At 72.8% G+C, this 6,877-nt stretch carries 8 protein-coding genes and 3 pseudogenes; 7 read left to right on the top strand and 4 right to left on the bottom strand.

Going from position 1 to position 6,877, the window contains the following annotated elements:
• Positions 1 to 1,044 (bottom strand): DUF1254 domain-containing protein (locus ACFWUY_RS40105; protein WP_384121665.1); only part of this gene is annotated, 1,044 nt, incomplete at its 3' end.
• A 46-nt stretch (positions 1,045 to 1,090) separates the two neighbouring features.
• Between ACFWUY_RS40105 and ACFWUY_RS40100 the strand changes: the two genes are divergently transcribed.
• The 6 genes and pseudogenes from ACFWUY_RS40100 to ACFWUY_RS40075 all read left to right on the top strand — a co-directional run bounded on the left by ACFWUY_RS40100 (position 1,091) and on the right by ACFWUY_RS40075 (position 4,504).
• Positions 1,091 to 1,213, top strand: a complete 123-nt coding sequence (locus ACFWUY_RS40100) for a hypothetical protein (protein ID WP_384121663.1) — start codon at positions 1,091 to 1,093, stop codon at positions 1,211 to 1,213.
• A pseudogene (locus tag ACFWUY_RS40095) lies at positions 1,210 to 1,583 on the top strand (ATP-binding protein). Before ACFWUY_RS40100 ends, ACFWUY_RS40095 begins: the two are co-directional and overlap by 4 nt.
• Before the next feature lie 48 nt (positions 1,584 to 1,631).
• A pseudogene (locus tag ACFWUY_RS40090) lies at positions 1,632 to 1,898 on the top strand (hypothetical protein); the annotation flags it as partial.
• A gap of 742 nt (positions 1,899 to 2,640) precedes the next feature.
• Positions 2,641 to 3,840: an alcohol dehydrogenase catalytic domain-containing protein gene (locus ACFWUY_RS40085; protein ID WP_384121661.1), complete on the top strand. Its 1,200-nt coding sequence runs from the start codon at positions 2,641 to 2,643 to the stop codon at positions 3,838 to 3,840.
• On the top strand, positions 3,837 to 4,280 hold the full coding sequence (locus ACFWUY_RS40080) for a DUF4383 domain-containing protein (RefSeq protein WP_384121667.1): 444 nt from the start codon (positions 3,837 to 3,839) through the stop codon (positions 4,278 to 4,280). Before ACFWUY_RS40085 ends, ACFWUY_RS40080 begins: the two co-directional genes overlap by 4 nt.
• Before the next feature lie 14 nt (positions 4,281 to 4,294).
• Positions 4,295 to 4,504 carry a hypothetical protein gene (locus ACFWUY_RS40075; protein ID WP_384121659.1) on the top strand — a complete coding sequence of 70 codons (210 nt, stop codon included), beginning with the start codon at positions 4,295 to 4,297 and terminating at the stop codon, positions 4,502 to 4,504.
• Between the two features lie 124 nt (positions 4,505 to 4,628).
• Here ACFWUY_RS40075 and ACFWUY_RS40070 read toward each other — a convergent pair whose 3' ends face one another.
• Positions 4,629 to 5,513, bottom strand: coding sequence for a hypothetical protein (locus ACFWUY_RS40070; RefSeq protein ID WP_384121657.1), 885 nt, complete (start codon positions 5,511 to 5,513; stop codon positions 4,629 to 4,631).
• Between the two features lie 316 nt (positions 5,514 to 5,829).
• Here ACFWUY_RS40070 and ACFWUY_RS40065 point away from each other — a divergent pair, with 316 nt between their 5' ends.
• Complete coding sequence (locus ACFWUY_RS40065; RefSeq protein ID WP_384121655.1) at positions 5,830 to 6,255, top strand: hypothetical protein; 426 nt, start codon at positions 5,830 to 5,832, stop codon at positions 6,253 to 6,255.
• On the opposite strand, the gene ACFWUY_RS40060 is transcribed toward ACFWUY_RS40065, so the two are convergent.
• Positions 6,252 to 6,629, bottom strand: a complete 378-nt coding sequence (locus ACFWUY_RS40060) for a hypothetical protein (protein ID WP_384121652.1) — start codon at positions 6,627 to 6,629, stop codon at positions 6,252 to 6,254. The genes ACFWUY_RS40065 and ACFWUY_RS40060 overlap by 4 nt on opposite strands.
• A 65-nt stretch (positions 6,630 to 6,694) precedes the next feature.
• Positions 6,695 to 6,877, bottom strand: a pseudogene (locus ACFWUY_RS40055) (cytochrome ubiquinol oxidase subunit I); the annotation flags it as partial.

The following is a 6,877-nucleotide window of genomic DNA, read 5'->3' as shown; positions in this document are numbered from 1 at the left end:
TTCACCGGCGTCGAAGTGCAGCACGTAGGTGTGGGCGCCGTCGAGGGGCCGGCCGTCGGCGTCGTGGGTGGCGTGCGGGTACAGGGCGTCGGCGTCGAGGTTGGCTCCGTACCCGAACCGGGTGATGACCGCGCGCTTGGCGTAGTCGGTGCCGTAATCGCCCAGGCCTCGGTGCACGGCCCATCCGTCGGTCTTCGTGGACTCCGCCCGGGCGAGCAGATCGCGCAGGGCCTCCGGGCCGCGCCGCGCGCCCGCGTCCAGGAGGGCGAGCTCCTCGGGAGACAGGTCGTCCAGGCTCGCGCCGGGTGCGATGCCGAGCTTGGCCAGGCGGCCCAGGATCGGTGCGTCGGCGGGGTCGGGAGGGTTGTCGAGCATCGTCCGGTTGAGGAGGGTGAAGTAGTCGCGGCCGCCGAGCGCGTGGACCTGGTCGACGGGCGGCGTCGTGGTGTCGGCGCCGGCGGGAACGGGGACGTCGGTGGGAGGGGAGTGGTCGTCGGGGTCGCCGGTCCACTCCGACAGCGGGATCAGCCGTGTGGCGTCCTGGAGCCGGTTGACGGCCGGGAAGTCCGACGGGCCGCTGGTCGCGTACCGGGCGATGATCCAGTTCACGGCGGTGGGCGACTTCAGCAGGGTCAGGCCGGCGGGGGCCGCGCCCGACCAGGACGGCCCGGCGATCAGGAACGGGCCGGCGGACGAGCCGTACGTGCGCCGGCCGGCGACGGCGCGGACATCGGACCAGGCGTCCAGGATCGGGACCATCCAGAACCGGTCGCCGAAGTCGGGCAGGGCCAGCACCAGGGGCTGGTCGGACAGGTCGAGCCAGGCACTGGAGTACAGGGTGTCGGCGTTCGGCGAGACGACCTCGGTGAAGGAGGCGTCCGGGGTGGCGCGCAGGTAGCAGAACTGGTTGACCGGGGCTTTCCGGCGTGCGTCGTCCCGGGCCGGGACCGCCGTCATGGAGCGCTTCGTCACGGCCGCCGTGACCAGCGGGTATCCGTAGAGCCATGCCTCCGTGGCCAGCTTCTCCATCGACTCGTCCGTCATCGGCTTCTCCCAGGTGCTACGGCGAATTTCGTCTGGGCCCGACGCTATGAGCGCCACCTTCCTCCCGCGCGACGAGTCCGCCGAACGGGTGGCGCGGACGGAATCGGCGGACCCGACCGGCGCCACCACGACCGCCAAGTCCTACCGACGGCGGTCGAGGACGATCTGATCCGCTGGAACCCCTGCTCCCTCCGGGATACGGGGCGCGAGGACGCGAACGGGCGGCCGGTGGCCGCCGTCGAGCAGGCCTTCGCACTTGCCGAGGCCGCCGGCACCGTGGTCCTGGTGGTCTCGGAGCTGGTCACCAACGCCCTGCGCCACGGCCGGGCACCTGCACCCTGGACCTGACCGCGCGCCCAGGCGGCATCGAGGCGGCCGTGCACGACCACGCTCCCCGTGCCCCGCGCATGCGCACCCCCGACCTCGACGTCGGCGCCGGAGGCTTCGGCCGGCCCCTGGTCGACCGACTCGCCACATCGACCGCGGTCACCCGGCGAGCCTCTGGCGGGAAGACGGTGTCTGCCCTCCTCGCTCGGTAGCAGGACCGGTTGAGGGGGCGGGACGAGCCGTGAAGAGGATCGGCTTCCATGTCGAAGCTTGACGATCTGCTCGTTGACGTCACCACACCGGTGGAGTCCGAGCAGAGCAACCAGACGTTCCTGACCGTGGTCGCCGGTGGCGCTGTCATCACCGGTCGGCCGGCACCCGAAGCGGTGCGGAGGCAGCGGGTGTCGGAGGTCCTGGCGGACTCGGCCCGCCCGGGAGAGCTCTCCGCCGCCTTCACGACCTGGCCGCCAGCCTCACGGACGACGACCTCTACGTCGTCCACGGCGGCCCGCGCCGGTCGGCCGACGGGGAAGCCGGACCACGGGTCCGATCCGTTGCCGGCCGGGGTTCACGACGCGGTACGGCCTCCGCGTGGTTGGCGCCCGCTGCCTGCCGGTAGGCCAGGTGGCCGCCGAGCGCCCCGTCCGCTGCGCGCTGATGGTGCGGCGGGAAATCGTGCGCAGGGGGCGCCCGGCGGACGCGGCGGCTGTCCGTCTGTCGTTTACGGGCACCGCGCCCGGGCAGGCGCCGGAGCGACACGAGTCGCCATGGAGGCAGACGTGAAGTGGTCGCACCGCGCGGTTCTCTTCGGCGCCGGACCGACCGCCGCCGCAGCCGCCCTCGACAGGGTCCGACGCCCGGCCCCTGACGACCCGAACCGTCGGCTGGTGGTCACGGTCAACCCCGCACCGACGGACGTGTGTCCGGCGGGCGCTCCCCCGCCGCCACTGGACCGGTTCGGCGACGATGTGGAGGTGCGCGCGTACGCCCCGCACCGGGCGACCGCGGCACCGGGCTCGCCGTACGACCGCACCGCTCCGTTCCGCGGAGGGCTGCTTCGCTGCCCGCTCGGCCGGCCGGACGGGATCCGCGGCAGGAGGTCCGTACCGCCCTTCGACAGGCCAAGAGCCTGCTGGAAGCCGGTGAGGTCATGCTGCCGGACCATCCGCCCACGGCGCGGGGCCGCACGCCGGCGGGCAAGCTCGTGGGGCTGGTCAGCCGGCGTTCCCGTGGGGAGGGAGCACTGTGAAGGCCTTGTGCCGGGAAGGCGTGAACGAGCTCTCCGTCGAGCAGGTGCCCGAGCCCCGGATGCGCAACGACCAGGACATGATCGTGCGGCTGATCGCCGGCACGACGTGCGGCTCGGACCTCCACCTGATCGGCGGCTACATCCCGGCCGTGCAGGCCGGCGACGTCACCGGGCACGAATTCATCGGCGAGGTCGTCGAGAGCGGCCCCGAGGTCCGGCGCCATCGGGTGGGCGACCGGGTGATGGTCTGTTCGTTCGTCGGAGGCGGACGTTGCTGGTACCGCGCCCACGACCTGTGGTCGCTGTGCGACAACGCCAACACCAACCCCGGTATCGGACAAGCGCTGTTCGGCTACGAGGCGGCGGGGGGCGTCTTCGGCTACTCCCATGCCATGGGAGGACTGCGCGGGAGCCACGCGGAACACGTCCGCGTCCCCTTCGCCGACTACGGCGCCTTCACCGTTCGGGAAGGCGTCGACGACACCAGCGCCCTGTTCGTCCCGGACTCGGTGCCGAACGGCTGGACGGGCGCTCACCTGGGCGGCGTACAACCGGGCGACACCGTGGCCGTCCGGGGCTGCGGTGCCGTGGGCCAGATGGCGGCCCGAGCGGCGATCCCGCTCGGCGCCGAACGCGTCATCTCCATCGACCCCGTCCCCGAACGCCTCTCCATGACCGAGCGGTTCGTCGGCTCGAAGACCCTCGACTACGGCTCCACCGACATCGCGGCCGAACTGCGCGAGCGCACCGGCGGCCGCGGACCCGACGTCTGCGTCGAGGCGGTGGGCATGGAGGCCCACCGCAACGGCCCCGCGCACCTCTACGGCCAGGTCGAACAGCGGCTGCGCCTGCAGACCGACCGGCCGACGGCCGTACGGCAGGCCATCCATGCCTGCCGCAAGGCCGGCACCGTGTTCGTCCTCGGCGTGTCCACCGGAGCCGTCGACACGTTCCCCCCTCGGCGCAGTCGTCAACAAGGGCCTCACCGTGCGCGGCGCGCAGATGCACGGCCAGCGCCGCATTCCCACGCTCCTGGAGCGCGTGGCCGCCGGAGACCTCCAGACCTCGCAGCTGGCCACGCGCACGATGTCCTTGGACGAAGCGCCGCGGGCCTACGACATGTTCAAGCACAAGACGGACGGATGCGTACGCGCCGTCATCCGACCCGGGACGTAGCACCGTCGCCCGGTCCGTCCCGGCGGGAAGGAGAACCGTCATGACCACCCGCACCCGAGGCACTTCCCGGACGCCCGTACAGCTCGCCGCCCTCGTGGTGGGAGCGGTCTTCCTCCTGGTCGGCGTCCTCGGCTTCATCCCCGGCATCACGACCGACTACGAAACCCTGGAGTTCGCCGAGCACCACTCGGAAGCCAAGCTGTTCGGCGTCTTCCAGGTCTCCGTCCTGCACAACATCGTCCACCTGCTGTTCGGCATCGCCGGCATCGTCATGGCCCGCGCCGCCGCGACCGCCCGCGCCTACCTCGTCGGCGGGGGCGTCATCTACCTCGTCCTCTGGATCTACGGCCTGCTCGTCGACCACGACAGCTCCGCCAACTTCGTCCCGGTGAACACGGCGGACAACTGGCTCCACCTCGTCCTCGGCGTCGGCATGATCACCCTCGGCGTCCTGCTCGGGCGCCGCCCCGCACTGCGCACCTGACGGAAGGCCGCCCCATGCCCCTTCCCATTTCGCAGCAGAGCGTCGACCAGCTCGGCGGGGAGGCCGGCGTCCTTGCCCGCCGGCGCCGCGACCACGCGGAACTCGACCGCCTGATGCACCTGTACGAGTCCCCGGGGCCGCCCCTGCCAGAGCGGCAAGAGGTCCTCAGGGACATTTTCCAGCTGACGTTCAGCCACGCCTTCGCGGAGGAGACCGTCCTGTGACCCGCCCTGCGGCGGCTCGCCGCCGACGGCGAGGAGCTCACCTCCCGGGTCGATGCGGAACACCAGCGGATCAACGACCTGGCGGTGGAGATCCGGTCCATCGACCCACGGGCCCCCGGCACGATCAGCTCGTCGCCGCCGCCTTCGCCCTGATCCGGGAGGACATCCGGGACGAGGAGGACGTGCTGCTTCCACGCCTGCAGGAGGCGCTGGAGCACGACAGAGCCCGACTGCGACGGCTCGACTCGGCCTGGGAGACCGTACGGCGCACCGCCCCCACCCGTCCCCACCCCGCCGTGTCGCGCCGGCCCCCCGGCAGCGCCCTGGCCGGAGTGCCGCTGAGCGCCTTCGACCGCATCCGCGATCTGTCCACACCCTTGCGCTCCCGCGGCTGGTGGACCGCGGCAGCGCCGGCGGCAGCAGCCTTGGCCGCCTGCCTGGCCGGTGCCGCCGCGCTGCGCCGCGCACACTGAGCGCACCCCGTGTGGTCGCGGGCGCGGGCGCGCGGTACGCCCGCGACCACAGCGCTCGCTCGGCAGCGGTTCCCGTGCGGCAGGGGCCCGACGTCCGCGTGCCGGCCGGCGCGTCGGGCCGCATGGCGCCGGCCGGGCCCCGGCCCGCTCCGGGCGGCGAGTGCGTCGGCGACGATGCCGGTGGCGGTGGCGTACACCGCCTTGTGGAGCAGGTCCACCAGCAGCTCCTTGCGCGGCCGGGTCTGCGGCGGCGCTCCGACACCGGTGGGGTTCTCCAGGACCTGGTCGTTGGTCAGCCGCACGACGGCGAACCGGGCGGAAGCCGCCGGGCCGCGCAGACCCGAGTGGGCCATGCCCGAGCGAAGGACACCGAGAAGGGCGACCTGACCGTAGTGCATGGCCCAATGGACGGGTACGGGCTGACGTCGGGGGCGCTCGGCCGTCCCCATGAGCCGTTCCAGGACCCGGGCTGGGACATGCGAATCCGGACGGCCGGTGACGGCTTGTTCCAGCTTCTCGCCGAGGGTCATCACCACGGCCCCGACCGTGCCCGCCGGGGCGCACCCCTGGTTCGACCGACCCGGGACCTGCCAGGTGACGGCGCGATGGTCCCGGGCGCCCGCTGCCCGACGGGCAGGGACGCCCGCACGACTCACCCTGCTTCGCGACGAGGGCTTCCCGGGCCGGTACGCGTTCACCCCGTACCGGCATCTCCTGCCCGGCGTCCGACCCGTCGGCCGCCTCCGCGCCTTGCGCGTCGCCGCGTACGCGGCGACGCGCCGGACGGTCCCGAGTGGGACCGGGAACGAAGGGGTAGTCGCGCGTGAGCACACCTGAAGGAGATGAGGGCCCATGGTGATCCACATCGACCGGGGGCTGACACCGCGCGTGTCGGATCCGTCCCACGTGCTGCGCCGGGGAGCGCACGACCAGATCATGGGACTGCTGATGCTGGCGGTCTCGGTGCTGCTCCTGCTCATGCCGATGGCCACGCAGCTCGGACCCAAGGACGCGCAGATCAACGAGATGCTGGTCGGACTCGTCGTCGCGTTCACCGCGGGTCGGCGCCTCTATCGCGGTGCGGGCCCGCGGTCCGACGTCGTCGTGGGCCTGGCGGGCGTGTGGCTGATCGTCTCGCCGTTCCTCCTGGACGCCCAGAACACCGCCGTGCACACCGCGGACCGCATGCTCGCCCTGATGGCCGGCAGCGTACTGGTCGCCCTGAGCCTGGTGTCCCTGCTGATCTGGCGGCTGGACCGCAATCACCGCACGGACTAACGCGCGCCCCGCACCACGACCGACAGCACCGCCGACAACACGACCACGATCCCCGCGGCCGAGCCGAGAGCCGTGGCCACCAGGCGCCGCCGTAGGCATGCGTAACGGTGGCTGTACTCGCGGCGGAGTTCCTCCGCACGTACGACGGTGGCTCGGAGGGCCTCGCACCGCACCGCGAGATGCTCCTGGGCGAACACGCGAGCCACCTCCGCCTCCTCCTGCGGTCCCAACCACGGAAAACGGCGGGCGAACGCGGCGCCGGCCTCTGCGGCCTCGGTCCGGGTCTGCTGTGCGAGCAGGTATCCCTCCAGCCGGGCGATGCCGGCGGCCGCCCCAGCCGTGGTGAGGGCGTGCGGGCCACCGACGCCGGACACGGCCGCACCCGGAGCGCCACCGCCGTGACGCGCGGACTCCCGCGAGTGCCGACGGCCGGGCGTGATCATGCTTCCCGCCCGCCGGAGGGCGGCTGGGCGGCGCCGGGATCGTCGATCATGTCCCGCTTGTGCGACCGGGCGTGATCGAGTTCCGCCAGGGCGGGGTAGTTGAGGTCGAAGGCGGGTGACTCGGAGCGGATCTTCGGCAGGGTGAGGAAGTTGTGCCGGGGCGGCGGACACGACGTCGC

This window comes from Streptomyces sp. NPDC058664 (assembly GCF_042716635.1).
GTDB lineage: Bacteria > Actinomycetota > Actinomycetes > Streptomycetales > Streptomycetaceae > Streptomyces.
Note: the sequence above shows the minus strand (reverse complement) of the source record. Positions and strands in the feature narration are given on the sequence as shown.